The sequence below is a fragment of the Pseudomonas sp. MIACH genome (assembly GCF_001269925.1).
Taxonomy (GTDB): domain Bacteria; phylum Pseudomonadota; class Gammaproteobacteria; order Pseudomonadales; family Pseudomonadaceae; genus Aquipseudomonas.
In genome coordinates, this window is sequence record NZ_LHVO01000013.1 from 79772 (window position 1) to 103591 (window position 23820).

26 protein-coding genes and 1 pseudogene are annotated in these 23820 nt (G+C 61.0%); 6 read left to right on the forward strand and 21 right to left on the reverse strand.

Annotated features, from left to right (window positions below; genetic code table 11):
• Window positions 1–16 precede the first annotated feature (16 nt).
• The 5 genes from AD670_RS04615 to AD670_RS04635 all read right to left on the reverse strand — a co-directional run bounded on the left by AD670_RS04615 (window position 17) and on the right by AD670_RS04635 (window position 4704).
• A complete protein-coding gene (locus AD670_RS04615; RefSeq protein ID WP_053128702.1) occupies window positions 17–1006 on the reverse strand; it encodes an ABC transporter ATP-binding protein in 990 nt (329 codons plus the stop codon).
• The gene (locus tag AD670_RS04620) at window positions 1003–1803 is read right to left on the reverse strand and encodes an ABC transporter permease (protein WP_053128704.1); all 801 of its coding nucleotides are present in this window, start codon (window positions 1801–1803) and stop codon (window positions 1003–1005) included. Before AD670_RS04620 ends, AD670_RS04615 begins: the two co-directional genes overlap by 4 nt.
• Window positions 1790–2626 carry an ABC transporter permease subunit gene (locus AD670_RS04625; protein ID WP_172681444.1) on the reverse strand — a complete coding sequence of 279 codons (837 nt, stop codon included), beginning with the start codon at window positions 2624–2626 and terminating at the stop codon, window positions 1790–1792. Before AD670_RS04625 ends, AD670_RS04620 begins: the two co-directional genes overlap by 14 nt.
• A 5-nt stretch (window positions 2627–2631) precedes the next feature.
• The gene (locus tag AD670_RS04630; RefSeq protein WP_053128708.1) at window positions 2632–3438 is read right to left on the reverse strand and encodes an alkaline phosphatase family protein; all 807 of its coding nucleotides are present in this window, start codon (window positions 3436–3438) and stop codon (window positions 2632–2634) included.
• Between the two features lie 189 nt (window positions 3439–3627).
• On the reverse strand, window positions 3628–4704 hold the full coding sequence (locus AD670_RS04635) for an ABC transporter substrate-binding protein (RefSeq protein WP_053128710.1): 1077 nt from the start codon (window positions 4702–4704) through the stop codon (window positions 3628–3630).
• A gap of 347 nt (window positions 4705–5051) precedes the next feature.
• Here AD670_RS04635 and AD670_RS04640 point away from each other — a divergent pair, with 347 nt between their 5' ends.
• Window positions 5052–5765 carry a UTRA domain-containing protein gene (locus AD670_RS04640; protein ID WP_053128712.1) on the forward strand — a complete coding sequence of 238 codons (714 nt, stop codon included), beginning with the start codon at window positions 5052–5054 and terminating at the stop codon, window positions 5763–5765.
• Window positions 5762–5881 (forward strand): annotated as a pseudogene (locus AD670_RS31865) (outer membrane lipoprotein carrier protein LolA); the annotation flags it as partial. The gene AD670_RS04640 and the pseudogene AD670_RS31865, both read left to right, overlap by 4 nt.
• Here the strand turns inward: AD670_RS31865 and AD670_RS04645 are convergent.
• The 10 genes from AD670_RS04645 to soxR form a co-directional block, all read right to left on the reverse strand.
• Window positions 5874–6797, reverse strand: a complete 924-nt coding sequence (locus tag AD670_RS04645; protein ID WP_053128714.1) for a metal ABC transporter solute-binding protein, Zn/Mn family — start codon at window positions 6795–6797, stop codon at window positions 5874–5876. The pseudogene AD670_RS31865 and the gene AD670_RS04645 sit on opposite strands and share 8 nt — an antisense overlap.
• Window positions 6797–7696, reverse strand: coding sequence for a metal ABC transporter permease (locus AD670_RS04650; RefSeq protein WP_053128716.1), 900 nt, complete (start codon window positions 7694–7696; stop codon window positions 6797–6799). Before AD670_RS04650 ends, AD670_RS04645 begins: the two co-directional genes overlap by 1 nt.
• Entirely contained in the window at window positions 7693–8439 is a 747-nt protein-coding gene (locus AD670_RS04655) for a metal ABC transporter ATP-binding protein (protein ID WP_053128718.1), read from the reverse strand. Before AD670_RS04655 ends, AD670_RS04650 begins: the two co-directional genes overlap by 4 nt.
• Window positions 8436–9356 carry a metal ABC transporter substrate-binding protein gene (locus AD670_RS04660; RefSeq protein ID WP_053128719.1) on the reverse strand — a complete coding sequence of 307 codons (921 nt, stop codon included), beginning with the start codon at window positions 9354–9356 and terminating at the stop codon, window positions 8436–8438. The genes AD670_RS04655 and AD670_RS04660 overlap by 4 nt, the downstream gene beginning before the upstream one ends.
• A 19-nt stretch (window positions 9357–9375) precedes the next feature.
• Window positions 9376–9936 carry a DUF6162 family protein gene (locus tag AD670_RS04665; protein ID WP_053128720.1) on the reverse strand — a complete coding sequence of 187 codons (561 nt, stop codon included), beginning with the start codon at window positions 9934–9936 and terminating at the stop codon, window positions 9376–9378.
• Window positions 9933–10256, reverse strand: coding sequence for a hypothetical protein (locus AD670_RS04670; RefSeq protein ID WP_053128721.1), 324 nt, complete (start codon window positions 10254–10256; stop codon window positions 9933–9935). The genes AD670_RS04665 and AD670_RS04670 overlap by 4 nt, the downstream gene beginning before the upstream one ends.
• Complete coding sequence (locus tag AD670_RS04675) at window positions 10253–10792, reverse strand: hypothetical protein (protein ID WP_053128722.1); 540 nt, start codon at window positions 10790–10792, stop codon at window positions 10253–10255. Before AD670_RS04675 ends, AD670_RS04670 begins: the two co-directional genes overlap by 4 nt.
• Complete coding sequence (locus AD670_RS04680; RefSeq protein ID WP_053128723.1) at window positions 10789–11991, reverse strand: PepSY domain-containing protein; 1203 nt, start codon at window positions 11989–11991, stop codon at window positions 10789–10791. The genes AD670_RS04675 and AD670_RS04680 overlap by 4 nt, the downstream gene beginning before the upstream one ends.
• Before the next feature lie 221 nt (window positions 11992–12212).
• Window positions 12213–12671: a VOC family protein gene (locus tag AD670_RS04685; protein ID WP_053128725.1), complete on the reverse strand. Its 459-nt coding sequence runs from the start codon at window positions 12669–12671 to the stop codon at window positions 12213–12215.
• Between the two features lie 87 nt (window positions 12672–12758).
• Window positions 12759–13199: a redox-sensitive transcriptional activator SoxR gene (gene soxR, locus AD670_RS04690; protein WP_053128727.1), complete on the reverse strand. Its 441-nt coding sequence runs from the start codon at window positions 13197–13199 to the stop codon at window positions 12759–12761.
• Between the two features lie 99 nt (window positions 13200–13298).
• Between soxR and AD670_RS04695 the strand changes: the two genes are divergently transcribed.
• Complete coding sequence (locus tag AD670_RS04695; RefSeq protein WP_053128729.1) at window positions 13299–13664, forward strand: antibiotic biosynthesis monooxygenase; 366 nt, start codon at window positions 13299–13301, stop codon at window positions 13662–13664.
• Here AD670_RS04695 and AD670_RS04700 read toward each other — a convergent pair.
• The 4 genes from AD670_RS04700 to msuE are packed head-to-tail and all read right to left on the reverse strand — an operon-like array spanning window position 13653 to window position 17724.
• Window positions 13653–14756: a sigma-54-dependent Fis family transcriptional regulator gene (locus tag AD670_RS04700; RefSeq protein ID WP_053128731.1), complete on the reverse strand. Its 1104-nt coding sequence runs from the start codon at window positions 14754–14756 to the stop codon at window positions 13653–13655. The two genes, AD670_RS04695 and AD670_RS04700, sit on opposite strands and share 12 nt — an antisense overlap.
• Window positions 14757–14768: 12 nt before the next feature.
• Window positions 14769–15956, reverse strand: a complete 1188-nt coding sequence (locus AD670_RS04705) for an acyl-CoA dehydrogenase family protein (protein ID WP_053128732.1) — start codon at window positions 15954–15956, stop codon at window positions 14769–14771.
• Between the two features lie 55 nt (window positions 15957–16011).
• Window positions 16012–17151, reverse strand: a complete 1140-nt coding sequence (gene ssuD, locus AD670_RS04710; protein WP_053128733.1) for an FMNH2-dependent alkanesulfonate monooxygenase — start codon at window positions 17149–17151, stop codon at window positions 16012–16014.
• A 9-nt stretch (window positions 17152–17160) separates the two neighbouring features.
• Entirely contained in the window at window positions 17161–17724 is a 564-nt protein-coding gene (gene msuE, locus AD670_RS04715) for an FMN reductase (protein ID WP_053128735.1), read from the reverse strand.
• 399 nt (window positions 17725–18123) lie between these two features.
• On the opposite strand from msuE, the gene AD670_RS04720 reads away from it, so the two are divergent.
• From AD670_RS04720 to AD670_RS04730, 3 genes are all read left to right on the forward strand, one after another.
• Window positions 18124–18393, forward strand: coding sequence for a hypothetical protein (locus AD670_RS04720; RefSeq protein ID WP_053128737.1), 270 nt, complete (start codon window positions 18124–18126; stop codon window positions 18391–18393).
• Between the two features lie 234 nt (window positions 18394–18627).
• On the forward strand, window positions 18628–19788 hold the full coding sequence (locus tag AD670_RS04725) for a cysteine desulfurase family protein (RefSeq protein WP_053128739.1): 1161 nt from the start codon (window positions 18628–18630) through the stop codon (window positions 19786–19788).
• Window positions 19789–19827: 39 nt separating this feature from the next.
• Entirely contained in the window at window positions 19828–21636 is a 1809-nt protein-coding gene (locus AD670_RS04730; RefSeq protein WP_053128741.1) for an aminopeptidase P family protein, read from the forward strand.
• A gap of 110 nt (window positions 21637–21746) precedes the next feature.
• Here the strand turns inward: AD670_RS04730 and AD670_RS04735 are convergent, their stop codons facing one another.
• Window positions 21747–22028: a hypothetical protein gene (locus AD670_RS04735; RefSeq protein WP_053128743.1), complete on the reverse strand. Its 282-nt coding sequence runs from the start codon at window positions 22026–22028 to the stop codon at window positions 21747–21749.
• Between the two features lie 165 nt (window positions 22029–22193).
• Window positions 22194–23081 (reverse strand): threonine/homoserine exporter RhtA, encoded by an 888-nt coding sequence (gene rhtA, locus AD670_RS04740; RefSeq protein ID WP_053128745.1) that lies wholly within the window; start codon window positions 23079–23081, stop codon window positions 22194–22196.
• Window positions 23082–23820: the final 739 nt, after the last annotated feature.

Genomic DNA, 23820 nt, shown 5'->3' on the forward strand with positions numbered 1-23820 from the left:
CAAAATTTACTGCTGCTCAGGCTACTTCACACAGCGCACTGGGGTCGATGGAAAGTGCCAGGCGCTGGCCGTCCGGGTGCAGATCGTCCGCCGAGCGGTTGAGCACGTCCACCACCAATTCCACGCCACGGGCTTCGATGCGGTAGCGGATCACGTTGCCCAGCAGGCTGTGGCTGCGCACCAGCGCGTCGAGTTCGCCACTGCGGCTCAGTTCGATGGCCTCCGGGCGAATCGCGATGCGCCCGCTGATCGGGCGTTGCAGCAGTTGGCTGGCCTTGTCGGCATCCAGCAGGTTGTAGTTGCCGATGAAACCGGCAGCGAATACATCCACCGGTGCGGTGTAGAGGGTCTCGGCATCGCCGCTTTGCACGATCTTGCCCTGGTTCATCAGGAAGATGCGGTCCGACATGGTCAGGGCCTCTTCCTGGTCGTGGGTCACGAAGATCGTGGTCAGGCCCAGTTCGCGCTGGATCTGGCGGATCTGTTCGCGCAGGTGCTTGCGAATCCGTGCATCCAGCGCCGACAGCGGCTCATCCAGCAGCAACAGGCGTGGGCGGGTGACCAGTGAGCGGGCCAGGGCCACACGCTGGCACTGGCCGCCGGACATCTGGTGCGGGTAGCGGCTGGCCAGGTCCTTGAGTTCCACCAGTTGCAGCACTTCCTGCACGCGCTTGTGGCTGTCATCGGCGTTGACCTTTTGCATGCGCAGGCCGAAGGCGACGTTCTGTTCCACGGTCATGTTGGGGAACAGCGCGTAGCTCTGGAACACCATGCCGATGTTGCGTTTCTGTGGGCTCAGCGGAACGATGTCCTGGCCGTCCAGCAGGATTTTTCCGCTGTCCACCGAGGTCAGGCCGGCGATGCAGCGCAGCAGGGTGGACTTGCCGCAACCGGAGGGGCCGAGCAGGGTGACGAACTCGCCCTTGGCGACTTCGCAGTTGATATCACTGAACACCGGTGTGCCGGCGTAGCCTTTTTGCAGGTGTTGGACGCTGACGAAGCTCATTGGCTTTTGTCCTTGTTCAAGATATTGGCGGCCCAGGTCAGCACCAGCACAAAGAAGAAATAGGAAATCACGACGGCACTGGTGAAGTGGCCGCTGCTGTTGCGCATGTTGTTCAGGTACACCTGCAGGGTCTCGTAGCGGGTACCCACGAGGATATTGGCGAACACGAATTCACCGAACAGGAACGAGAACGACAGCAGCAGCGCCACCATCAAACCTTTGCGCAGGTTGGGCAGCACCACGAAGATCGCGGCTTGCCAGGTGCTGGCGCCGAGCAGTTGCGAGGCGTCCATCAGGTCGCGCAGGTTGATGGCTTGCAGGTTGTTGGTGATCGCGCGGTACATGAACGGCAGCGCCACGGTGAAGTAGCAGCCGATCAGGATCCACGGCGTGCCCACCATCGCAAACGGCCCGGAGCCGTACAGTTGCAGCAGGCCCACCGACGACACCACCGGCGGCACCGCGAAGGGCAGCAGGATCAGGATGTTCATCAAGGCGTCGAGCTTGGGAAAGTGGTAATGCACCACGAACAGCAGCGGCAGGATCAACACCACCGACAGGATCAACGCGCCCACGCACACCAGCAATGACTGCCCGAAGGCCATCAGGAAGCGTGGGTCGCTCCACAGCTGCACGTACCACTTCACGGTGAAACCGGCGGGCAGGATGGTCGCCGACCAACTGCTGGCAATGGAGTAGACAAAGGTGCCGATCAGCGGCAGCACCAGGATCGCGAACAACAGGTACACCACCACGCGGTGGTAGAGGGAGGCCGGGCCGGCTTCAGCGCGAGACATGGTAGCTCCTCTTGAGCAGCAGTTGATGGACCACGGTGACCAGGGTCATCAGCGCCACCAGCACCACGGCCAGGGCGCTGGCCATGTTCGGGTCGAGGGATACATCCCCCGAGACCAGGCCGGCGATGCGGATTGGCAGCACGTTGAAGTTACCGGTGGTCAAGGCGTAGACCGTCGCGTAGGCACCCAGGGCGTTGGCCAGCAGAATCACGAACGTGCCGAGCAGCGCCGGCGTGAGTACCGGCAGGCCGATATGCCGCCAGAACTGCCAGCCATTGGCGCCGAGCAGGGCGGCTGACTCACGCCAGTCTTCACGCAGTGCGTCGAAGGCTGGGTAGAGCAGCAGCACGCCGAGGGGAATCTGGAAGTAGGTATAGAGGATGATCAAGCCGGTCTTGGAATACAGGTTGAAGTCCTGAATGATCCCGGCCTGCTTGAGCATGATGGTGATGCTGCCGTTGAACCCCAGCAGGATGATGAACGCGAAGGCCAGGGGCACGCCGGCAAAGTTGCTGGTCATGTTGGCGAAGGCGGTGACGAAGTTGCGCAGCGGCGAATCCACCCGGCGCAGCGAGTAGCTGCCCAGCGTAGCGATGATGATGCCGAAGATGCTGGAGTAGAAACTGATCTCCAGGCTGAACTGGATGGCTTGCAGGTAGAACTTCGAACTGAAGATACGCGTGAAGTTGTCCAGCCCCCAGCCGCTGTCTTCGGTTTGCAGGCTATTGATCAGCACCCAGACCAGCGGGGCGATCTCGAATACGATAAAGAACAGCGCGAAGGGCACCAGGCATAGCAAGGCCAGCCATTTGCCGCGAGTCATGGCATTCACTTCAACAGCTCCCGGCATACAGGTTTGTCGTGGGGCACGCCCAGCAGTTCGCAGACCGTGCCGCACAGCTCGGTTTGTTTCGGTGCGGCTTTGGCGTCCAGGCTGAAGGCATCGCCGAGGACGAACAGCGGCACTTCGCGTTCTTCCGGCAGCAGGCCGTTGTGGGAGCGGTCGTTGTTCATGCCGTGGTCGGCGGTTACCAGCACCTGGTAACCGGCATCGAGCCAGGTTTGCAGGTAGTCGGCCAGGATGATGTCGGCCGAGCGTGCACTGTTGCGGTACTGCGGCGTGTCGAGGCCGTGCTTGTGGCCGGCGTCGTCGATGTTCATCGGGTGCACCACCATAAAGTCCGGCGCGTGCTTGAGCCGCAGGCTTTCGGCGTCGGCGAACAGGTGGGAATCCGGGTAGTGGTCATTCCAGTAGAAATGCCCGTGCTGGATCGCCAGCGCCTTTTCGTCGGTATGACGATCCCGGGCGGCGAGAAAGGGCGTGCGGTTATACAACTCGCTGACCCAATGGTAAGCCGCCGCCGCCGTGGTAAGACCTGCGTCGGTGGCGTAATGGAAAATGCTGCGCTGGTTGGACAGACGTGAGACCTGGTTGTGCACGATACCGCTGTGGATCGGTGGCACACCGGTGAGGATGCATTCATACAGCGGGCGGGACAGGGCGGGCAGTTCACATTCCAGTTTGTAGAGGGCGGCGCGTCCTGCGCCAACATAAGCCTGCAAGTGCCCCATGGCGTGTCGGGCAACCTCGAAGTTCAGGCCGTCGAGCACGACAAGGATGACTGGGTGCTTCATGGGGGGCGACGCTCCGCAATGATTGACTTGGCTCAATTCCTCTGGAGGAACGGGGTCAAAAATGTGGGAGGGGGCTTGCCCCCGATAGCGGTGTGTCATTCAACGGATTTGTTAGCTGATCCACCGTCATCGGGGGCAAGCCCCCTCCCACATTGGATCTCCACTGGAGCTCCAATGTGGGATAAACCCTTACTTCATCTCTACGATGACCTGCTCGTTCCACAACTGTGGCAGCTTCTTGGAAGTCGCTTCCCAGGCATCGGCATCCTTGATCGGCTGCGGGTTGGCCTTGGTGTATTGCTCGCCCGGGATCAGGTTCTTGGCGATATCAGCCGGCAGTTTCAGGTCGGTTTCAGCGCGGATCGGACGTGCATTGCCACGCGCCAGGTTGAGTTGGCCGGCGTCGCTGAAGATGTATTCGCGGGTCAGCTTGGCGGCGTTCGGGTGCTTGGCGTATTTGTTGATGATGGTGGTGTAGCCGGATTTCACCGAGCCATCCGATGGGATCAGCACCACGTAGTCATCCGGGTTGGCCATCTTGGCTTTGTAGCTCAGGCCGTTGAAGTCCCAGACGATCCCCACTTCGACTTCGCCTTTTTCCATGGTGGCGATGGTCGGGTTGGACAGGCCGAGACGACCTTGCTGGGCGATCTTGGTGAAGAATTGCAGGCCGGGGGCGATGTTCTTTTCATCGCCTTTATTGGCGATGGCAGCGGCGAGTACGGCGTTGGAGGCCTGGGCCGCAGTGCTCACGTCACCCACCGAAACTTTGTATTTGCCGGTTTGCAGGTCAGCCCAACTGGTAGGGACTTCGGAACCGTGCAGCAGCTTCTTGTTGACGATAAACGCGATGGTGCCGGTGTAGGCCAGGGCCCAGTGACCGTCCTTGTCTTTTGCCCAATCCGGCACCGAAGCCCAGGTCGACGGTTTATACGGCTGGGTGACTTCCTGCTTCACCGCGATCGGGCCGAAGGCGGCCCCGACGTCGCCGATGTCTGCGCTGGCGTTGTCTTTTTCGGCTTTGAACTTGGCGATTTCCTGGGCCGAGCTCATGTCGGTGTCCATGTGCTTGAGGCCGTAGGTCTTGGCCAGGTCTTCCCAGGTGCCTTTCCAGTTGGCCCAGTCATCGGGCATGCCGACGCTGTTGACGGCGCCTTCCGCTTTCGCGGCGGCTTCCAGAGTTTTCAAATCGGTATCAGCGGCCATGGCGGCGGTGCACATGGCAATGGTCGAGCCTAACAGTGATGCCAGGAAAAGCTGTTTCATCCGAAGCTCCTTTGGGCGTTTTCAACGCGGCGGTTTTTTCTGCGGTGTTGTTGGTCTAGGTCAGAGCAATACCTGAGCCAATCTAGACGCGATGGATGACAGTTTCATGTCGATGTCGTTTTTAACGCCTCGATGTCGCTCAGCGCAGACTTAGCGTAGACCATGCCCAAGTGCCCGTAGAGACTGGACTTGGCCGGTGTATTGCAGGGAGTGGTGCAGGGACTCGACACGGGCTGTCATCTGTCGGTCATCAGGAGTGCCTAGGCTGGCAAGCAGTCGCGCAAGCCTATTTACACAGCGGTTTGTGCACCTGAACAGTGCTGGTCTAGTCCAGATAGGTAACGTTGATGCGTGATGAGGCAATCAAGGCGGTGACATCCATCGGCCTGGCGCTGCAAGAGCAGATCGACCACGGCCTGTTGCCGCCTGCAAGCAAGCTGCCCGCCGAGCGCAAGCTCAGCGAGTTGTTTGGTACCACTCGAATTACGGTGCGGGAAGCCTTGTTACAACTGGAGGCCCAAGGGCAGATTTATCGTGAGGAGCGTCGTGGCTGGTTTGTCTCGCCGCCTCGGCTGGCCTACAACCTGATGCAGCGCAGCCACTTTCACGCCATGGTCAACGACCAGGGGCGGGTGGCATCCACCGAAGTAATCAGTGCGCGGCTGCAGCCGGCCTCGGCCGCAGTGTGTGCGTGGTTGCAGTTGCCGGCGTTGTCCAGCGTGATCCAGATCTGCCGGGGTCGGCGGATTGACGGGCGGCTGGTGTTGTATGTGGAGCACTACCTGAACCCGCAGTATTTCCCGGGGATTCTTGAGTGCGACCTGAATCAGTCGATGACCGAGTTGTATGCGCGCAAGTACGACTTGCACTACGGGCGGGTGCGCTTCGAGATCGTGCCGACCTCATTGCCGGTGGAAGCGGCGGCGGCATTGCGCGTGTCGGTGGGCAGCCCGGGCTTGCGGATCGCCCGGGTCAATTATGACCAGCACCAGCGCTTGATCGACTGCGACCTGGAGTTCTGGCGGCATGATGCGATTCATGTCGGCGTCGATGTGGTGTGATCAGGGGGCTTCCTGTAGGAGCGAGCTTGCTCGCGAAAGATGTCAACGATGACGCGGGAGACCGGGCTCCCCGCAACGCCCTCAAGTTTTTCGCGAGCAAGCTCGCTCCTACAGTGAGTGCACCGTGAGTGCCTTGATCACCTGGTCCACATTGGTTTCCAACTCCGATACCGGGTCCGCGCCGTCTACGTTCAGCACCAGCAACGTTGAACCGCCCGCCGTGATAGCGGCCTTCACCGCGTCACTCGGCTGGCGATGATGCAGCACCACGGCAACATCGTTGTCCTTCAGCTCGGCACTGAGTTTCTGTAATGCCTCAGGCGTCCAATCGGCGTCGGGCCGGGCATCGGTGCTGAGCAGTTCCAGATTCAAACTGCTGATCAGATACGCAAAGTGATCGCTCAAACTGACCACGCTCAGGTTGTCCGCCTTGGCCAGTCGCGCCTCGCTGTCGGCGCTGAGCTTGAGCAGGCGTTGCTTGAGGGCAGCCAGGTTGGCGTCGATCTTCGCCTTGGCGCCCGGTGCCAGCCGGCTCAGGTCGGCGGCCAGGACATCGGCCATGCGCCCCAGGTTGTTGCTCGATTGCCACGGCTGACTGTTCAAACCGTCAGCCACGCCAGGTTGCACGGCAATCCCCGGCAAGCCGCCATCCACCGGGCGTGCTGCGTCGATTTCGACAATGCGGATATTGCTGCGCCGGGCCACGGGGTAGAGCGGGTCATCGGCCCACAGCGAGCGCAGGCCGATGGCGGCGTCGGCGTCCTGGGCCAGTGTGTTCAGTGCCGGCGCGCCACGGCCGGTGAAGTACGACACCTGTCGCGAGCCCGGTAGGTTGGCGGGGGCCGCGCGCTCAAGCTGCACATCGGAGCCCTTGAGTAACACCTCGGCCAAGCCGTAGGTGATCGGCAGGGAGGCCAGGACTTTGACCGGTTTGGCCGCGTGAGCAGCCGGTTTGCCCACGTCGGCCGCCATCAGCGGCGTGGTGATCAAGCAAGCGATGGCCAGGGCCAGAGGCTGAAGAACGGAGCGCATTATCCAAGGTTCCCTTTAAGGCTGGGCACGGTGCCGCGCGCGATGGCGGCAAGGGCGAAGGCGATACCGGCCATCAGGATGATCGCGGCACCGGAGGGGATGGGCAGGTCGAAGATGATCGGCAACAGGATCCCGCACAGGGTGCTGACGGTGGCGATCACCACCGAGATCCAGAAGAAGCCTTTGAGCGATTGGCTCAGCAAGCGTGCCGCCGCCGCCGGAATCACCAGCAGCGCACCCACCAGGATGGCGCCGATGACCTTGACTGCGGCCACGGTGATCAGCGTCACCAGGATCACGAACAGGTAGTCCAGGGTCTTCACCGCTACGCCACGCACCGCCGCCAATTGCGGGTTGAAGCTGGCGAGCATGATGCGGTTGTACAGCGGCAGCGCCAGGGCCATCACCAGAGCGCCGACAATCGCCAGTACCAGCAGGTCGTTGCCGTTGACCGTCAGCACGGAGCCGAACAACACGTTTTCGAGGATATGCACGTTGATCTTGCCCGCCAGGATCAGCAGCAGGCTCGCACCCAATGCCAGGGATACCGACAGGAACACGCCGATCAAGGTGTCTGGCGCCAGGCCGGTGCGGTTGCGCAGGTAGTTGAGCAGGATGCCGAACAACAGGCAGTAGCCAAACAGGCTGCCATAGGGCCCGGTGTAGGGCTCACCCAGCAGAATGCCCACGGCCACGCCGGTCAGCGCGGCATGGCCGACCGCTTCGGAGAAAAACGCAAAGCGCTTGACCACCACCAGCGTGCCCAGCCCGCCCAGTACCGGGCCGATCAGCAGGCCGGCAAGCAGGGCGTTGACCACAAAACCATAGGCCAGCGCTTCCGGCAGATAACCGGAAGAAGCCCAACCTTGGACCATCAGGCGAAACGCTTCATAACTCATGGCGCCGGGCTCCGAGGGTGGGTAGAGAACAGGGTCAGCAGGCGGTCCGGGGTCAGCGCCTCTTTCGGCGTGGCGTCGAACAGCAGGCGGCGGTTCAGGCCGGTGACGCGGTCGGCCAGGCGGCCCACGGCTTCCAGGTCGTGCTCGATCCACAGCACGGTGATCCCGGCGAGGCGCCAGTCATTGAGCAGGCGTTCGAACACCTGGATACCGGCCTCATCGAGGGCCGACATCGGTTCATCCAGCACCAGCAACTGCGGCGCCGGGATCAGTCCTTGGGCCAACAACACCCGCTGGCGCTCACCGCCGGACAGCGCGCCCATGCGCCGCGTGCGTTTGTCCTGCATGCCGACCCGTTCCAGCGCCTCGCCAATCGCGGCGGCGTAATGTTTGGACAAGCCCAGAAACGCCGGGCGCCGCTGGCACATGGCAGCCATGAAATCATCCACGGTCATCGGCAAGCCACGGTCGAACTCCAGCGCCTGGGGCACATAGCCGATGGTGCCAGGTGTGCTCGGCCACTCCAGGCTTAACCGGCCCTGGTGCGGCGTTTGCCCCAGCAGGGTCTTGATCAGCGAACTTTTGCCGCCGCCATTCGGGCCCACCAGCGCATGGATGCTGCCCGGCTGCACCTGGAAACTTACGCCGTCGAGGATCACGGTGCGGCCCAGGGTCAGGGACACCTTGTCGAAATCGAGGGTCGGGCCGACGCTGGCGACCTTCAAGTGTTCCGCCGCCGTCATGCCCCTGACTCCTGAATCGCCCGCACCACGGTGTTGAGGTTGCCGGTCATTTCCACTTCGTATTTTTCAGCGCTGTATTCGCCGTAGGAAATATGCGACAGCGGGTACAGCTTGACCCCGGATTCGCGCTGGATGGTGTCGACATAAGTCGACGGGAAATCCATCTCCGAGAAGATCACCTTCACGTCCAGGGCGCGCAGTTCGTCGATGGTCTTCTTCAACTGGCTCGGGCTCGGCTCGATCCCGTGGGCCGGCTCGACCACGGCGGTGACTTCCAGGCCGAACTCGCGCAGCAGGTAATCGTAGGCCGCGTGCACGGTGGCGACGCGCAGGTCCGGGTTGGGCGCGCCGGTCAACTTGGCCAGGGCATCGGCGCGCATCTGCCGCAGGCGTTTGCCGTAGGCGCGTGCGTTCTGGGTGTAGGTCTTGGCGTTGTCCGGGTCGAGCTTGCCCAGTTCGCGGGCGATGTTGTTGACCTGGGCAATCGACGCACTGATCGACAGGAACGTATGCGGGTTGACCACCTTGCCGGCACCGCGCGCGGCATTGCCGGTGGCCGCCAGCAGCGGCACGTTGGCGTTGGCTTCGATCACCGGGATGTCCGGGCGCTCGCTGGTGGCGATCATGCGGTCGGCGAAGTCGTCATGGCCGACGCCATTGAGCACGATCACATCCAGGGTGCCGATGCGCTTGATGTCTTCGGCGCGTGGCTCGTAGGCGTGGGGGTTGAAGCCGGCCGGGATCAGTGGCACCACTTCGGCCTTGTCGCCGACGATATTGGCCACGTAGCTGTAATACGGGTGCAGGGTGATGCCGATACGCAGGCGTTTGGCCGCTTCGGCATGGGCGAGGGGAGCGAGTATCAGGCTGAACAGGCCAACCAGAAACACGCGCAACAGGGGGGATGAAATAGACATGGGCAATCGGTCTTCTCGTTCAGTGACGGTGCTGGCGGGTAACGCCGGCATCGAATTGCGCGACCACCTGCTGCCAGCCGGCTGCGATCAGCGCCTGGTCAGTGAGGTCGGAGGGGGCGGCCAGGTCTTTGCTGCGGTTGAGCCAGATATCCGGCTCGCTGCCCTGTACGCGCATCAGCAGTGAACCGCTGGTGGCCGGCGTCTGGCTCAGTCCCAGGTAGGCCGAATTCGCCAGCAACTGCCAGCGATGGTTGCCACGGCTGACCGAACTGGCGTCCTGGGCAAACGGCGCGAAGCCTTCTTCGGCCAGTTGCTCGGGGCCAGGCAGGGCGCTTTGCTCTTGTTGCAGCAGGTGGATTTCATCCAGCGTGACCCGCAGGTCGGCGTAGATGCCTTGTTCGGCGGCGCTCAGGTCACGGCGGGCGTCCAGTTGATGACTGGGCACCGCCTCGACTTCCTGGGTTTCACCGTGCAGCGCCACCACGGTTCCCGCCACCGCCAGGATGATCAGGCACAGCAGCAGGACGTAGAGGGTTTCGTGGCCGGCACCGGCGGGGCGTACAACCTGTGTGGTACTCATTGAGGCTGGATATCCGCTTGGTCGATTTCCACGACGTGACCGGGCCCTGCATCAAACAGCACGTAGAACTCGGACGCGGGCTTCTTGAAGGTCAGGGTCGAGTCCTGGCCGAGCTTGCCGGGCACCAGGATGGTTTCGTCGTAGCCGATCACATCCAGGGTCACGCCGGGGGCGCCGCTGCCATCGGAGAAACCGCCTTTGCACTGGATCTGCTCGCCGGGGATTTCCTTGCATTCACACATCGGGTTGTGGGCAAAGGCGGTGGTACAGAAACCGGCGCACAACAACAGTGCGGCGCGGGACAGGCGCTTGAAGGTCATGGTTTAACTCCTTGCTTGTTCAACCAGGCAATGGTGGCAGGCGAGGCCTGGCTCAGCGGGATGGAACCCTGGTGCACGGTGCCGTCCCAGCCTTCCATGGTGACCCACAGTTCGGCGTCGACAGGCGTGCGTTCCGGTATCGGCAGACCGGCGCCCATGCGGTACGGGGTGCCGAAGAAAATCACCCCGGCGGCGCGCAGGCTGCGTGGTTTGCCGATGCGCAGGTAAGTGGCCTTGACCTGCTCGGTACAGGTTTCGCACAGCGCGGCATTGAAGAACTTCATCGGGCCGGCCGGGTTCGGGCGTGGGCCTTCGTTGCGGAACTCGGCCAGCTTGAGGCTCCAGGGCCCTACCTGCACATCACCCGCCACGCGCTCACCGATACCGGTGTCGCCGCGAAACAGGGCGGCCTCGGAAAAGTACTTGGGCATGAAGCCCAGGGGCACCAGCAACAGCAGTACGTTGATATGGAAGCGCCATTTCAGCCAGAAGGCCCGCAGCGGCGAAGGCGGTGCAGCGGCAGTGACCTTGCTCATCGGTTGGCCTCCGAGGTTTCAGCCTGCATGGCTGGGATGGACGCCGGCGCACGTTGCACCTTGGCTTCGCGCTTGAGGGCGTTAAGGGTGGCGAGGGCGGTGCGCTTGGTCCAGATCAGCAGGCCGCTCAGGACCATCATGCTCAGCACCAGGCCAAAGAATGCCCAGATGAGCTTGATCCATATGCCACCGAAGTCGCCGGTGTGCAGAGGGCGCATGGATTCGGTGACAAATTCCAGCTTGGTGCGGTCGGACAGCAGGTGAGCCGAGGCGACTTCACCGTCATACGGGTTGATTTGTGCGGTCTGGTACATCAACGGATACCAGCCTCGGCCGCCGATCTGCAGGTGGCTGTAGGCGTTGAGGGGCAGGCTCACGAAACTTGCCTCGAGCCCCGGAATACGCTGGGTCGCGATTGCGATCGCTTCGTCCACGGGAATCATCGGCGCCGGTACGCCGGGCGCCGACGTCGGGACTTTTTCGCGGGCGATCACCGGCACGATGGGCTCGCTGGAAATTGAAATCTGGTTGTCAAACAGGATCGCCTGGATCAGGAACCAGGTGCCCGTAATGGAGATCACCGCGATAAACCAGATCGACCAGATGCCGCTCAGGCGGTGGAAGTCGCCCCAGAAGATTCGCGCGCCATGGCGGACACGCAGGGTCGGCCTGAGAAAGCCCTTCCAGAATTTCTTGTACACCACCAGCCCGGTGACCAGCGAAGCCAGTAACGGTAGGCCGAGCAGTGACACCAGGTACCAGCCCCAGCTGAAGCCATTGGTGAACGGCACCAGCCACCAGCCGTGGAGGGCGCGGGTGAACTGGCGGAAGTCGAACGACGGGCTGATGCCCTGGATCGCGCCGGTGTAGGGGTTGACGTAGACCTCGACCGAGCGGCCGTCGGGGTAGCTGAGGTCGACACTCAGGGCGAAGTGCGATTCATCCGGGCGGTTCAGCGATTGCACGATCACCTGGGGCTCGGCGCGCTTGATCGCGCTGATCACCTGGTCGTAGCTCAGCAGCTCGGCATCGTCCGACGGTTTGCTTGCGCGTATATCCGGGTTGGCCAGCCAGACGATTTCCTGGCTGACCACCGCCAGGGTGCCGGTGACGCAGACGATCAGTACAAAGAACCAGATGGGCAAGGCCAGCCAGCTATGTACGAGAAACCAGAGTTTGGAGCGTGACTTCTTCGACATGTGAATGAGGGTCTTGATCAGAGTGGGGCGAGGGAGGCCCGGAAAAAGGCCAGTCGTAGCTTTTGCTTACGCGACGGGCTGTATCTGAATTAAGACGGATGAGAATGAGAAATCCCCAAGGCGAATATGAAAGAAAATGTTTCAGGTTCAAATTCAGCGTGTTTTTACGGCGTGGGGGGATTCATTGAATCGGGTAGGAGCCGGCGAACCGGCCCCGATGCTCAGCCTTGCTGGAACATTGCCATGGCGCGTTGGCGGATCTGTTCTTCGCTGAGGTCTTCCTTGCGGGTGGCGAGGTACCAGAGATGACCGTAAGGATCTTTCACACTCCCTGAGCGGTCGCCATAGAAGCGGTCCTCGGGTTCGGATACCACGCTGGCGCCGGCTGCAACGGCTTGTTTGAACTGCGCGTCTACGTCGTTGACATACAGATGCAAGGCGACACTCGTGCTTTCAGCCGGATTGCTCAGGGACATTTCATCGCAGGGCGTGGCCAGCATGATCGCTGAGTCACCAATACGCAGTTCGGCATGGCCGACCCTGCCATCAGGCATGTCCAGGCGCATGATCTGGGTGGCGCCGAAGGCTTTTTGGTAAAACTCGATAGCCTCAGAGGCTTTGTCGATGCCCAGATAAGGCGTGACGCTGTGATATCCCTCGGGAATGGGTTTAACGCTCATATCGTTCTCCTTGATTGGGGGGAGGCGCGGCCTTTTCACTATAGGTCACGCCTATCAAGGGGCCTGTCGGGACCGACGAGGGGATGTTCAACTGGGCTCCAGCAACTGAGCGCCCGGCCCGCGTTCACCGAGTTGGTCATCCTGGTTGCGCAGCGGGCACGCGTCCATCGACAGGCACCCGCAACCAATGCAGCCATTGAGCTTGTCGCGCAGCAGCATCAGTTTATTGATGCGCTCATCCAGGTCTTCGCGCCACAGCGCGGACAAGCGCTCCCAGTCTTGAGCGTTGGGCGTGCGTCCATTCGGCAGTGTCTGCAATGCCTCGCCAATCGTCGCCAACGGAATCCCCAGGCGCTGGGCGATCTTGATCACCACCACCCGCCGCAGCACATCCCGTGGATAGCGCCGCTGATTGCCGGCATTGCGATGACTCTTGATCAACCCCTTGGTTTCGTAGAAGTGCAGGGCCGTGACGGCCACGCCGCTGCGGGCAGCCAGTTGGCCGACGGTGAGTTCCTTGGTAACCATGAAAACTCCGATTAAGTGCTTGACCTTGACTTAACTAGAGGTTTTACCCTGCGTGGCATCTAGTCGCAAGATTCTGCCTACAGATAAGAGGGAGTGTTCATGCAGGTATCAGAGAAGAATCTCAGCTTCACGCAACTGATCGAATTTCACATCGAACCCCAGCAGCAAGTGGCGCTGGTGGCGGCCTTGTCCACCCAAAGCGAGCGCCTGGCCCAGGGCCATGGCGGCTTTATCAATGCGAGTGTGCAAGTCAGCGAGGATGGGCGGCGGGTACTCAATTACCTGCAATGGCGCTCCCGCGAGGACGGCGAGGCGGCGTTCCAGTGCTTTGAGCACGGCGAGGAAGATTTCTGGACGCTGATCCGCGCGCACCAGGCCACGGCCGTGACCTTTGGTTCGTTCCAGGTGCTGCGCAGTTTCGAGCGCAGCCATGACAATGCGTTGCACTGCCGGCTAAATGGATAGGTGCAGCATCCGTTCCCCCTGCACATTTTCCCCAGGGCGGCGCTTGTTCACCGCCAACTCGCCGATCTTGATCAGGCGTGTGCGCGTGACGTTGCGGCTCAGGCCCAGCAGGTTGGCGGTGTGCACCTGGTTGTAATGGCTGAAGCGGTAAGCGGCGCGCAATAGCGCGTCTTCGACCTTTTCGTGCAGGGCGCCGGCCTGTTCTTCGAACAGCTTTTGAAACGCGCGCTCCAGCAAGGCCTCGGCACTGTTGTCGGTGCCGTGCTGGCTGTCGTCCTGGCGCTCGATGCGCATGTTCGAGAGGCGCAGGTCGTCGCGTTCGATCACGCCGTTACGGCAGATCAGCAGGGTGTGGTGAATCACGTTTTCCAGCTCGCGGATATTGCCCGGCCAACTGTAGCTTTTGAGTTTCTGCTCGGCCTCGCGGCTGATGGTGATCGGGCCGTAGCCGAGGCGCTGGCTGTAGGCTTCGATAAAGTGTCGGGTCAGCGGCAGGATATCGCCGGGGCGCTCGCGCAGCGGGCTGAGTTCCAGGCTGACCACGTCGAGGCGGTAGTAGAGGTCTTCGCGGAAATGCCCGGCGTTGATAGCCTTTTCCAGTTGCACGTTGGTGGCGGCCAGTACGCGCACATCGATCGGAATGCTCTTACGCGAACCCAGGCGCACCACTTCGCGCTCCTGTAGGACGCGCAGCAGTTTGACCTGGATGGGCATCGGCAAATCGCCGATTTCATCGAGGAACAAGGTGCCTCCATCGGCCTCTTCGAACCAGCCAGCCTTGGCGCTGAGGGCGCCGGTAAACGCGCCTTTTTCATGCCCGAACAGCTCGGCTTCCACCAGGGATTCGGAGAACGCCCCGCAGTTCACCGCCACGAACGGCCGGTTGCGCCGCGCACTGAGGTTGTGGATGTGGCGCGCCACCAGCTCTTTACCGGTTCCGGTCTCGCCGATGATCAGAACGCTGGCTTCGCTGGGCGCCACTTGCTGGATGTGGTCGAGCAGCGCCTTGGATTTCGGGTCTTCGAAGACCTGGGCCGTGGCGCGGATCGACGTCGCAAGGGCGGGCGAGGGCGGTAAGGTTAGAAGCTGCATGGGCACCTCTTTTTATGAGTAGAACGTCGGAATCGGCAGGGATTGGTTCAACGCCCAGTCCCCCAGTTCGTGGAGCTTGTAATCCACCGGGTCGTGCAGGGTTTGTGTGCGCAGGTTGCGCCAGTGTCGATCCAGGCGCAGGGAGGCGTGGGTGGAGCGCGCGCCGGTGACTTCAAACAGGCGGCTGCACAGGTCCAGGCCTTGGCGGGTGGCGGCGACCTTGGCGGTGGCGATGGCAATCGCCAGTTGGCCGCGTTCGTGTTCGCTGAGGTTGGGGCCTTTTGCCCAGGCCTGGTCGAGCAGCTCGGCAGCGCGTTCCACCAACAGGCGCACACCCTCCAGGGCTACCCAGAATTCGCCGTAGTGATGCAGCACGTAAGGGTCCTGGCGCACGTCTACGGCCGAGGATTTGTGCCAGGAGCGGGTTTCGGTGAGCGTGTAGTTGCGCGCTTCTTCGAAGGCACCTTCGGCGATGCCGAGGAACATATGGGTGAAGGTCAACTGGGCGATCAGCGGGCGCAGGCAGGCAAAAGGCGTGCTCAGCGGGCCCGGGTCGAGCAGCAATTCCGACTCCTCGACGCGCACCCGTTCGAAGCTGGCGCTGCCGCTGTCGGTCTGGCGTTGGCCGATATTGTTCCAGTCGTTGTGCAGGGTGATGCCACTGCGCCCGCTGGGGATAGCGGCGATCAGCAGCTTGCCGCCGGCGCTTTCATCCACTGCGGAGGCGATCAGCATTTCCGAGTCGCTGGCGCCGGAGCAGAAGCTCTTTTTGCCGGAGAACTCGCGCCAGCCGCCGAAGTCCTTGACTACCGTGCGTGTGTCCAATGGGTTGAGGGCGTTGCCCCAGAACCAGTTTTTGCGCGCGGTCTGTTCGAACCACGGTTGCCATTGGTCTGGTCGAGAAAACAGGCGCACGGTGGCGAGCATCAGGTGATGGAAGCCGAAGACGTGCGCAATGGAGCTGTCGACCTTGGCGAACTCGCGCACGATGGCCAGGGTGTCACTCCAGGGGGCGCCGAGGCCGCCGTATTGAGTGGGAATGCTCAGGGCCAGCAGGCCGCTTTGGCGCAGGGCGTCACGTTCGGTCTTGGGGGTGCCACCGCGCTCGTCGCGCTCGACGGCAGTGAGGGCGAATTCGGCGGCCAGCAGTCTGGCGGTCTGCAACGGTGATGGCAGGACGCTGTGGGGTTTGGCTGTCACGGGTTTTCCTCTTTATAAGCGGGAGCGACCAACGCCGCTCCCGCCGCTGCGCCGATCAGGCCTTGGCTGGCAGAACATCGTTGGCAATCATTTCGCCGAACGGGCCAGTGAGGTTGGTGATGCCGCGTCCGGCCAGGCTGGCATAGGGCTCCGGCAGCAGCGGGAACACCAACTCGGCAAAGCGATAGGCTTCTTCCAGGTGTGGGTAGCCGGAAAAGATGAAGCTCTCGATGCCCAGGTCGGCGTACTCCTTGATGCGTTCGGCCACTTGCTGCGGGTTGCCCACCAGCGCGGTACCGGCACCGCCGCGTACCAGGCCGACACCGGCCCACAGGTTGGGGGCGATTTCCAGGTTGTCGCGGCGCCCGTCGTGCAAGGCCGCCATGCGGCGCTGGCCTTCGGAATCAAAGCGCGAGAAGGATTTTTGCGCGGCGGCGATGGTTTCGTCGCTGATGTGCTCGATCAGCTTGTCGGCGGCTTTCCACGCGTCTTCTTCGGTCTCGCGCACGATCACGTGCAGACGAATGCCGAACTTCACCGTGCGCCCGTGGCGGGCAGCGCGTTCACGCACATCTGCGAGTTTTTCGGCGACAGCGGCGGGTGGTTCGCCCCAGGTCAGGTACACATCCACCTGTTCGGCGGCGAGGTCGTGGGCGGCATCCGAGGAACCGCCGAAATACAGCGGTGGATAAGGCTTTTGTACCGGTGGGTAAAGGGCCTTGGCGTTCTGTACGCGCAGGTGTTTGCCTTCGAAATCGACTGATTCGCCCTGCAACACGCGGCGCCAGATTTGTAGGAATTCGTCGGTGACTTCGTAGCGTTCGCTGTGGTCGAGGAAGCTGCCGTCGCCGCGGTTTTCGTCGGGGTCACCGCCGGTGACCACGTTGATCAGCAAGCGGCCGTTGGACAGGCGATCCAGGGTGGCTGCCATGCGGGCGGAGACGGTGGGCGAGATGATGCCTGGACGAATCGCCACCAAGTAGCGCAGGCGTTCTGTCAGCGGAACCAGTGCCGAGGCGATGACCCAGGAGTCTTCGCACGAGCGGCCGGTGGGAATCAGCACGCCGTGGTAACCCAGGCTGTCAGCCGCCTGCGCGACTTGCTTCAGATAATTGAGGGTGACCGGCCGCGCACCTTGGGTGGTACCCAGGTAATGACCGTCACCATGTGTTGGCAGAAACCAGAAAACATCCATGACCAATCCTTAAGCGATTTTCAGCAGAGAGGGGGAGTGCGCTGCAAACAACGGCGCTGCGCGTTCTGCCGCAAGGCGTATCCGGCCCTTCAGGGGCTCACTGGTTATTTGGTAGTCGGTGAAGTCGGCCTCGGTGGCGTACACGCCGATCGGTAGGGTCAGGGCTTGGAAGAAGCTGAACAGCGGTCGTAGCTGGTGATCGAGGACCAGTGCGTGGCGTTCGCTGCCACCGGTGGCTGCGAGCAGCACCGGTGTATCGATCAGGGCGTTGAGGCGGACCAGGTCGAACAGGTGCTTGAGCAGGCCTGGGTAGGAACCGCGATAGACCGGTGCGGCGACGATCAGCAGGTCGGCCTGTTCGATGGCCACCAGTTGGGCTTCGACCTCGGCGGGCAATTCATCGCGGGACAGGGCGCCGCCCAGGGGCCGCGCAATGTCGCCCAGCTCGATCAGGGTGGTCTGGATCGGCAGCAATGTCGCCAATTCAGCCAGTACGGCTTGAGTCAGCACGAGGGTACGGGACGGGCGCCAGGTTCCGCCGGAGAGGGCAACGACATTCAGGGGACGGGTCATGAACAGTTCCTTTATCAACAGTGGTTCATAGCAAGTGGAGTGCAACGTGTTGAGCAAGAGCTGTACCAACGGGTGCAGGCCTTGATTGGCGTGGGTTGCAGGTTCACTGCTGAAAAATGCTGCTGTTGTCTGACTGGTGATTTGTTGAATGGCTGTTGCCTGGCAAACAGTTGCGTGGCGAACAGTGCGGGTTCGGTGTAAGCCAGTTATAGAGGGTTATGGTTATTCCGTAAATGAACGTATTTCCATATTTATAGATCATAAAGAAATATGCGTGCCTCGCTATCGAGGGTGCCTTGGCGGTTGATAGCGACTATCACGGACGATGATTTTTCACTGCTCAAGGCCGGGAGTAGCCTGTGTTCATTGACTCGAAACCATCTTCCCAGGGCCACCGCCATGAACCGATTTCTCGCTGTTTGCTTATTGATTGTCAGCTCCGTACTCGCCGGCTGTGCGGGCAGTCCTTCGCCAGAACTGCGTCCCTACACGGCCGAAGAGAGCAAGCAATTGGCCCTGGAAGCGCTGAGCCGTCGCGGCTTGTCGTTTGATGAATATCAACAGCAGCGCGCGGCCCTGACGGGTCAGCCACACAAGTCCTTCGGGTTTGATCGCCAGGGCGAAATGAACGCCGAGCGCAACGTGGTTTTGCATGGTCGTCCCAGTTGAGTCGGCACTGCGCAGCAAAAAGCCCGAGGCTTCCCTCAAAGGAACCTCGGGCTTTTTGTTTTCCATGGCATGACTTCAGCCTGTTAAGCTGAATTTCAGGAGCGTTCCTACGCACATTTACTTAAAGTTGTTCTTCTTTAATGGCATTCGATCCGGTAAACCTGACGACCTCTGTTCCGGCCGATGCCCCTGAGACGCTGCTCTCGGGAACCTGCTCTGCGAGTCTTAACTGTCATGAATAAACGTCCGCTGTATTTCGACTACGCTGCCACCACTCCGGTGGACGAGCGCGTCATCCAGGTGATGGTCGAGTGTCTGGGCTTCAACGCCAATTTCGGTAATCCCGCGTCCAGTTCCCACGCGTTCGGCCAGGCGGCCCGGCAAACGGTTGAACGGGCGCGTGGCCAGGTGGCCGAGTTGGTTGGCGCACAGCCTGGACAGATCGTCTGGACCTCCGGCGCCACTGAATCCAACAACCTCGCCATCAAGGGCGTTGCCCAAGCGCGGGGCGTGGCGGGCGGGCATATCATCACCAGCCAGATCGAACACAAGGCCACGCTGGACACCGCGCGGCAGTTGCAGGAAGCCGGTGTGGCCGTGACCTACCTGGTGCCGGATGCCGACGGGTTGATCAGCGCCGACGCGGTCAGTGAGGCGTTGCGCGAAGACACCTTTCTGGTCTCGCTGATGTTGGTGAATAACGAATTGGGCACCCTGAATGACATCCCGGCCATCGGCGCGCGGGTACGTGAGCATGGCGCGTTGTTGCATGTCGACGCGGCGCAAGGGGCGGGCAAGGTGGCGATCGACCTGGCACAGTGGCCGGTGGATTTGATGTCGTTTTCCGCGCACAAGCTGTATGGCCCCAAGGGCATTGGTGCGCTGTATGTCGGCCCCCGAGCGCAACAGAAAGTGTTGGCACAAATTCATGGCGGCGGTCACGAGGGTGGATTGCGCTCCGGGACGCTGGCCACCCATCAGATTGCGGGCATGGGTGCGGCTTTCGCCCTAGCGGCGGCGTCTTTTGCGCAGGAGAAGGCTGTGATCGTGGCCTTGCGCCAGCGCCTGCTGGACCAGTTGGATGCGGTCGGTGGCGTGCGCCTCAATGGCAGCGCTGAACAGCGTATTCCTCACACCCTCAGCCTTACGTTCAACGAAGGTGAGTTTGACGCTGCGGCGTTGAGTGCGGGCATCGCTTTTTCGGCGACCTCGGCGTGCAACTCCGCCAGCAATGCGCCTTCCCACGTGTTGCTTGCGTTGGGCCATGACGCACGTTCTGCTGGTCGCACCATACGTTTGAGCCTGGGCCGGTTTACCACCGAGCAGGACATCGACCAGGCCGTGCAATTGATTAAGGCTGCACTGGCCAGCGCCCCGGCGTTCTGGGCCGTCTGATTTTTTCATAACAATTATTAGTGGTTAGCAGGAGACACAATGAGTACGCAGCCCTTGACCCATGGAACGGTGCCCCAGCGCCTGGCGCACACCCGCGAACTGATGAGCCGCGAGGGTATTCACGCCCTGCTGGTGCCGTCGGCTGACCCGCATTTGTCCGAATACTTGCCGGGTTACTGGCAGGGGCGCCAATGGTTGTCGGGGTTCCATGGTTCGGTAGGCACGCTGATTGTCACTGCGGATTTCGCCGGTGTCTGGGCCGATAGCCGTTACTGGGAACAGGCGACCAAGGAGCTCAAGGGCAGTGGCATTGAGTTGGTCAAGCTGCAACCGGGTCAGCCCGGGCCGCTGGAGTGGCTGGCCGAGCAGACGCCGGAAGGCGGCGTGGTAGCGGTGGACGGCGCGGTGATGGCGGTCGCTTCGGCGCGTACCCTGGGCGCCAAGCTGGCAGAGCGCGGTGCGCGCCTGCGTACCGATATCGACGTACTCGATGCGGTTTGGAAAGACCGTCCGAGCCTGCCGAACCAGCCGATTTATCAGCATCTGCCACCGCAAGCGACCGTCAGCCGTGGCGATAAGCTCGCCGCACTGCGCGCCAGTCTGAAAGAGAAGGGCGCTGATTGGCACTTCATTGCGACCCTGGATGACATCGCCTGGCTGTTCAACCTGCGCGGCGGCGATGTTTCGTTTAATCCGGTGTTTGTTTCGTTTGCGTTGATCAATCAACAACAGGCCACGTTGTTTGTGGCGCTGAGTAAAGTTGATGCAGAGTTGCGCGCGGTGCTTGCACAGGAGGGGGTGACGTTGCGCGACTACAGCGACGTGGCGGACGCCCTGCGGGCAGTTCCATCGGGGGCCAGCTTGCAAGTTGACCCCGCCCGCGTTACCGCCGGCTTGCTGGAAAACCTGGATGCCGGCGTCAAGCTGATCGAAGGCCTGAACCCGACCACATTGGCCAAATCCCGCAAGAGCCTGGCGGACGCGGAACATATCCGCCGGGCCATGGAGCAGGACGGCGCGGCCTTGTGCGAGTTCTTTGCCTGGCTGGACAGTGCGCTGGGTCGTGAGCGCATCACGGAGCTGACTATCGATGAACACCTGACTGCTGCGCGCAGCCGTCGTCCTGATTATGTGTCGCTGAGTTTCAATACCATCGCAGCATTCAATGCCAATGGGGCGATGCCGCATTACCACGCCACCGAAGAAGAGCATGCGGTGATCGAAGGCGATGGCTTGCTGCTGATCGATTCGGGTGGGCAGTACCTGGGCGGTACCACGGATATCACCCGGATGGTACCTATCGGTACGCCGAGCGATGAACAGAAACGTGACTGCACCCGTGTACTGAAGGGCGTTATTGCACTGTCCCGCGCTCATTTCCCCAAAGGCATTCTATCGCCGCTGCTGGACGCCATTGCCCGCGCGCCGATCTGGGCCGAAGGCGTGGACTACGGCCACGGTACCGGGCACGGCGTGGGTTATTTCCTCAATGTGCATGAAGGCCCGCAGGTGATCGCCTACCAGGCTGCCACTGCGCCACAAACCGCGATGCAGCCGGGGATGATCACCTCCATTGAGCCGGGTACCTATCGTCCGGGACGCTGGGGCGTGCGTATCGAGAACCTGGTATTGAACCGCGAAGCAGGCAAGACCGAGTTTGGTGAGTTCCTCGCGTTTGAAACCTTGACCTTATGCCCGATCGACACCCGTTGCCTGGAGCCGTCGCTGCTCACTGCGTATGAGCGTGAGTGGTTCAATGCCTATCACGCCCAGGTGCGTGAACGCTTGAGCCCGTTGCTCAGCGGTGCCGCGCTGGAATGGTTGCAGGTGCGTACGGCGGCTATCTGATCGGTTGCAGTCGTCGTGGACCGGGTTGGGAGCTGCAATAGTTGAGTTGCAGCACCGCCAAGGGATGGGGTTGTGTATATGAGCAGTCGCTGGTGACTGCTCGGGGGATATTACTTACAGATGACGATCATGCTGCGGCTGGTGTAGCCGGCAGGGTTGATGCCGAAGGGGTAGTCCCCAGGCTCCTCGGAGTTGTCACCGGACTTGGCGATAACCCGGTAGCCCTTGGCCCCGCAAGAGTTGGTCGCACTGGTGTAGCACTGGTCCCAGGAAGACGACAGGCCGGAACAGTTGATATGCAGCCCTTTTTTGCCCCGTTTTACCTCTGTCTTGGTAGTCGCGGCACAGCCAGCAATGGCCACGACCATTAACAGTATCAAGATTCGCTTCATTCCCATCCTTAATAGCCACTTCGCAATGCTTGAAGTCGGCTCTACTCGCTCTCGAGTGTAGCGTTCGCGCTGTCCTTGTCGAAAAACTCCATGGATGACATTCGTTTGCAGTTTTAAACATGGCCTAAATACGCGGCAAATACCAGAGCAACCTTCAAAGATGATTCAATCCGCTGGAACCAGCGGCTTTGCGTCATTGCGCATGGTCAGCGTCGCGCCTACCGAGGCTAGGATAATGCAACTTATGGCCAGCCATTGCGGTAGGGAAAGGTGTTCCTGCAAGAAGAAAAGTCCCGACAGCGCACCGAATGCAGGCTCGATGCTCATAAGCGTGCCGAAGGTGCGTGCGGGGAGGCGTGTCAGTGCAACCATCTCCAGCGTGTAGGGCAGGGCGGTGGACAGAATGGCGACGCCAATGGCGATGGGAATCAACGCTGGGGTCAGTAAGGCGGTGCCGGCATGTACGATACCGATGGGCGCGACAAACAGGGCCGCGATCATTACGCCGAGCGCGGCGGTCTGGACGCCGTTGTCGTTACCTGCTTTCTGTCCGAACAGAATGTAGAGTGCCCAGCAGACCCCCGCGCCTAACGCATAGGCCGCGCCGACGAGGTCGATTCCACTGCTGGCCTCACCCATGGGAATCAACAGGAGCAGGCCGACGATCGCGAGGGCTATCCACAAGAAGTCTACCGCTCGGCGAGAGGCGTAGATTGCTACGGCGAGCGGTCCGGTGAATTCGAGCGCTACGGCTATGCCCAGGGGGACGCTGCGCAAGGACATATAGAAGAGGAAGTTCATGCCGCCCAGAGCCATCCCGTAGACCACCACTGTGCGCAGGGATTTTGCGGTCAGCCTGGCACGCCATGGTCGCAATATAAGCAGCATGATCACGCTGGCAAAGATCAGGCGCAGGGTTGTGGTGCCTTGTGCTCCGACAATCGGGAACATGCTCTTGGCCAGTGAGGCTCCGGACTGGATGGAGGCCATAGCGATCAACAGTAGGCCGACCGGAAACAATGCCGAGGCCAAACTGCGGGAGGAGGTGGTCATTGGGGTGTTCGTCCGAGGTCATATTTGAGAAGCAGGGGCCGCTATGATGCTTAACTGATTCGGGTTGAGCAATATATTGCTCAACTTTGTCTGGGGGCTGACTATATATAGAGGAAGTTGAAGGTTGATAGGCGGTTTGATAGAAAAACCAAATTATTAGTTGACGGCAGATTCTGAGAGCCTATAATTCGCCCCACTTCCGGCGCAGTCGAAACGTAAAACTCCTTGGTAAACAAAGAGTTATGCGGGATTAGACAGCGGTTTGCTTCAGTTCATCGAAGCCCAGAAGGAGTTGATAGCGTCGTGTTATTTGGCACTATTAACGATTCGATCTTCTCGGTCGAAAGCGGAGAAAAAGAGGTGTTGACAGCAGCGTGTAACGCTGTAGAATTCGCCTCCCGCTAACGAGAGATCGGAAGCGCAAGTGGTTGAAGTTGTTGAAGAAATCTTCGAAAGCTTCTGAAAATAATCACTTGACAGCAAATGAGGCTGCTGTAGAATGCGCGCCTCGGTTGAGACGAAAGATCTTAACCAACCGCTCTTTAACAACTGAATCAAGCAATTCGTGTGGGTGCTTGTGGAGTYAGACTGATAGTCAACAAGATTATCAGCATCACAAGTTACTCCGCGAGAAATCAAAGAATAACCAACGATTGCTGAGCCAAGTTTAGGGTTTCTTAAAAACCCAAAGATGTTTGAACTGAAGAGTTTGATCATGGCTCAGATTGAACGCTGGCGG

What these genes read in the sequence shown, in the direction of transcription:
- AD670_RS04720 (WP_053128737.1), top strand. Translation starts at nt 18,124, where the DNA reads ATGAACCGATTTCTCGCTGTTTGCTTATTGATTGTCAGCTCCGTACTC.
- AD670_RS04655 (WP_053128718.1), bottom strand. Translation starts at nt 8,439, where the DNA reads ATGACGGCGGCGGAACACTTGAAGGTCGCCAGCGTCGGCCCGACCCTC.
- AD670_RS04660 (WP_053128719.1), bottom strand. Translation starts at nt 9,356, where the DNA reads ATGTCTATTTCATCCCCCCTGTTGCGCGTGTTTCTGGTTGGCCTGTTC.
- AD670_RS04620 (WP_053128704.1), bottom strand. Translation starts at nt 1,803, where the DNA reads ATGTCTCGCGCTGAAGCCGGCCCGGCCTCCCTCTACCACCGCGTGGTG.
- AD670_RS04625 (WP_172681444.1), bottom strand. Translation starts at nt 2,626, where the DNA reads ATGACTCGCGGCAAATGGCTGGCCTTGCTATGCCTGGTGCCCTTCGCG.
- AD670_RS04725 (WP_053128739.1), top strand. Translation starts at nt 18,628, where the DNA reads ATGAATAAACGTCCGCTGTATTTCGACTACGCTGCCACCACTCCGGTG.
- ssuD (WP_053128733.1), bottom strand. Translation starts at nt 17,151, where the DNA reads ATGGATGTTTTCTGGTTTCTGCCAACACATGGTGACGGTCATTACCTG.
- AD670_RS04680 (WP_053128723.1), bottom strand. Translation starts at nt 11,991, where the DNA reads ATGTCGAAGAAGTCACGCTCCAAACTCTGGTTTCTCGTACATAGCTGG.
- AD670_RS04735 (WP_053128743.1), bottom strand. Translation starts at nt 22,028, where the DNA reads ATGAAGCGAATCTTGATACTGTTAATGGTCGTGGCCATTGCTGGCTGT.
- AD670_RS04685 (WP_053128725.1), bottom strand. Translation starts at nt 12,671, where the DNA reads ATGAGCGTTAAACCCATTCCCGAGGGATATCACAGCGTCACGCCTTAT.
- AD670_RS04675 (WP_053128722.1), bottom strand. Translation starts at nt 10,792, where the DNA reads ATGAGCAAGGTCACTGCCGCTGCACCGCCTTCGCCGCTGCGGGCCTTC.
- AD670_RS04730 (WP_053128741.1), top strand. Translation starts at nt 19,828, where the DNA reads ATGAGTACGCAGCCCTTGACCCATGGAACGGTGCCCCAGCGCCTGGCG.
- rhtA (WP_053128745.1), bottom strand. Translation starts at nt 23,081, where the DNA reads ATGACCACCTCCTCCCGCAGTTTGGCCTCGGCATTGTTTCCGGTCGGC.
- AD670_RS04630 (WP_053128708.1), bottom strand. Translation starts at nt 3,438, where the DNA reads ATGAAGCACCCAGTCATCCTTGTCGTGCTCGACGGCCTGAACTTCGAG.
- AD670_RS04645 (WP_053128714.1), bottom strand. Translation starts at nt 6,797, where the DNA reads ATGCGCTCCGTTCTTCAGCCTCTGGCCCTGGCCATCGCTTGCTTGATC.
- AD670_RS04665 (WP_053128720.1), bottom strand. Translation starts at nt 9,936, where the DNA reads ATGAGTACCACACAGGTTGTACGCCCCGCCGGTGCCGGCCACGAAACC.
- AD670_RS04695 (WP_053128729.1), top strand. Translation starts at nt 13,299, where the DNA reads ATGCAGGTATCAGAGAAGAATCTCAGCTTCACGCAACTGATCGAATTT.
- AD670_RS04650 (WP_053128716.1), bottom strand. Translation starts at nt 7,696, where the DNA reads ATGAGTTATGAAGCGTTTCGCCTGATGGTCCAAGGTTGGGCTTCTTCC.
- AD670_RS04615 (WP_053128702.1), bottom strand. Translation starts at nt 1,006, where the DNA reads ATGAGCTTCGTCAGCGTCCAACACCTGCAAAAAGGCTACGCCGGCACA.
- AD670_RS04635 (WP_053128710.1), bottom strand. Translation starts at nt 4,704, where the DNA reads ATGAAACAGCTTTTCCTGGCATCACTGTTAGGCTCGACCATTGCCATG.
- msuE (WP_053128735.1), bottom strand. Translation starts at nt 17,724, where the DNA reads ATGACCCGTCCCCTGAATGTCGTTGCCCTCTCCGGCGGAACCTGGCGC.
- soxR (WP_053128727.1), bottom strand. Translation starts at nt 13,199, where the DNA reads ATGGTTACCAAGGAACTCACCGTCGGCCAACTGGCTGCCCGCAGCGGC.
- AD670_RS04670 (WP_053128721.1), bottom strand. Translation starts at nt 10,256, where the DNA reads ATGACCTTCAAGCGCCTGTCCCGCGCCGCACTGTTGTTGTGCGCCGGT.
- AD670_RS04700 (WP_053128731.1), bottom strand. Translation starts at nt 14,756, where the DNA reads ATGCAGCTTCTAACCTTACCGCCCTCGCCCGCCCTTGCGACGTCGATC.
- AD670_RS04640 (WP_053128712.1), top strand. Translation starts at nt 5,052, where the DNA reads ATGCGTGATGAGGCAATCAAGGCGGTGACATCCATCGGCCTGGCGCTG.